Source organism: Vibrio sp. 10N.261.55.A7, assembly GCF_002877365.1.
In the GTDB taxonomy this organism is placed as follows: domain Bacteria; phylum Pseudomonadota; class Gammaproteobacteria; order Enterobacterales; family Vibrionaceae; genus Vibrio.
This window is the reverse complement of sequence record NZ_MCWZ01000059.1, coordinates 1-1,762: the sequence shown is the minus strand read 5'-3', so window position 1 is coordinate 1,762 and position 1,762 is coordinate 1. Positions and strand designations below refer to the sequence as shown.

At 46.7% G+C, this 1,762-nt stretch carries 1 protein-coding gene; it reads left to right on the top strand.

Annotated elements, in window-relative coordinates:
• On the top strand, positions 1-1,645 hold a 1,645-nt coding region (locus BCU12_RS05020; protein ID WP_102403267.1), incomplete at its 5' end, for a heparinase II/III family protein.
• Between the last annotated feature and the right edge of the window lie 117 nt (positions 1,646-1,762).

Genomic DNA, 1,762 nt, shown 5'->3' with positions numbered 1-1,762 from the left:
AGCAAAAGCTTGGACTCTAAAATTGTCTACCTACGATCCTGAAGGTGTGACTTCTCGTGGTTACAACGATGAAGCGGCATTCCGTGTCATTGCAGCTATGGCTTGGGGTTACGACTGGTTACACGCTCATTTCACTGATGAAGAACGTCAGCAAGTTCAAGATGCACTGATTGAGCGTTTAGACGAAATCATGCACCACCTACGTGTTACGGTTGATCTACTGAACAACCCACTGAACAGCCACGGTGTTCGTTCTATTTCTTCTGCTATCATCCCTACGTGTATCGCGCTTTACCACGATCACCCGAAAGCAGGCGAATACATTGCCTACGCTCTAGAATACTACGCAGTACACTACCCACCTTGGGGCGGTGTTGACGGTGGTTGGGCAGAAGGCCCAGACTATTGGAACACGCAAACGGCATTCCTAGGCGAAGCATTCGATTTATTGAAAGCGTACTGTGGCGTAGACATGTTCAACAAAACATTCTATGAAAACACTGGTGACTTCCCACTTTACTGCATGCCTGTTCACTCTAAGCGTGCGAGCTTCTGTGATCAGTCGTCAATTGGTGATTTCCCAGGTCTAAAACTGGCATACAACATCAAGCACTACGCGGGTGTTAACCAAAAGCCAGAATATGTTTGGTACTACAACCAACTTAAAGGCCGTGATACTGAAGCGCACACGAAATTCTACAACTTCGGTTGGTGGGACTTCGGCTACGACGATCTTCGCTTCAACATCCTTTGGGATGCGCCAGAAGAGAAAGCACCGTCTAACGATCCACTGTTGAAAGTATTCCCAATCACGGGTTGGGCTGCATTCCACAACAAGATGACTGAGCGTGACAACCATATCCACATGGTATTCAAGTGTTCTCCGTTTGGCTCAATCAGCCACTCTCACGGTGACCAAAACGCATTCACTCTACACGCGTTCGGTGAAACTCTTGCGGCGATCACGGGTTACTACGGTGGTTTCGGTGTTGATATGCACACTAAGTGGCGTCGTCAAACGTTCTCTAAAAACCTGCCTCTATTCGGTGGTAAAGGTCAATACGGCGAGAACAAGAACACTGGCTACGAAGGTCATCAAGACCGTTTCTGTATCGAAGCGGGCGGCACTATCTCTGACTACGACACAGAATCTGATGTGAAAATGGTTGAAGGTGATGCAACGGCGTCATACAAGTACTTCGTTCCTGAGATCGAGTCTTACAAGCGTAAGATCTGGTTCGTACAAGGTAAAGTATTCGTCATGCAAGACAAGGCAACGCTTTCTGAAGAGAAAGACATGACCTGGCTAATGCACACGACTTTTGCTAACGAAGTGGCTGAAAAAGCATTCACTATCCGTGGTGAGAAAGCGCACCTAGACGTGAACTTCATCAACGAAGCTTCTGACAACATCACATCAGTGAAGAATGTTGAAGGCTTTGGCGAGGTTGACCCGTACGAGTACCAAGATCTTGAAATTCACCGTCACGTTGAAGTGGAATTCAAGCCTTCGAAAGAGCACAACATCCTTACTCTTCTCGTTCCTAATAAGAACGAAGGCGAGCAAGTAGAAGTGTCTCACAAGCTTGTCGGCAATACGCTAGAGCTTACAGTCGATGGCGAAACCGTGTCTATTGAACTGTAATAGAAGAAGCAGTGACCGTTTTTAAAAAAGTGAACATGTAACGTTTTCCATGCTGGTTAACTTGTTCCTTTAAGGGCTCTAGGGTTTGTCTCCTAGAGCCTTTTTTTAGGTTCATCG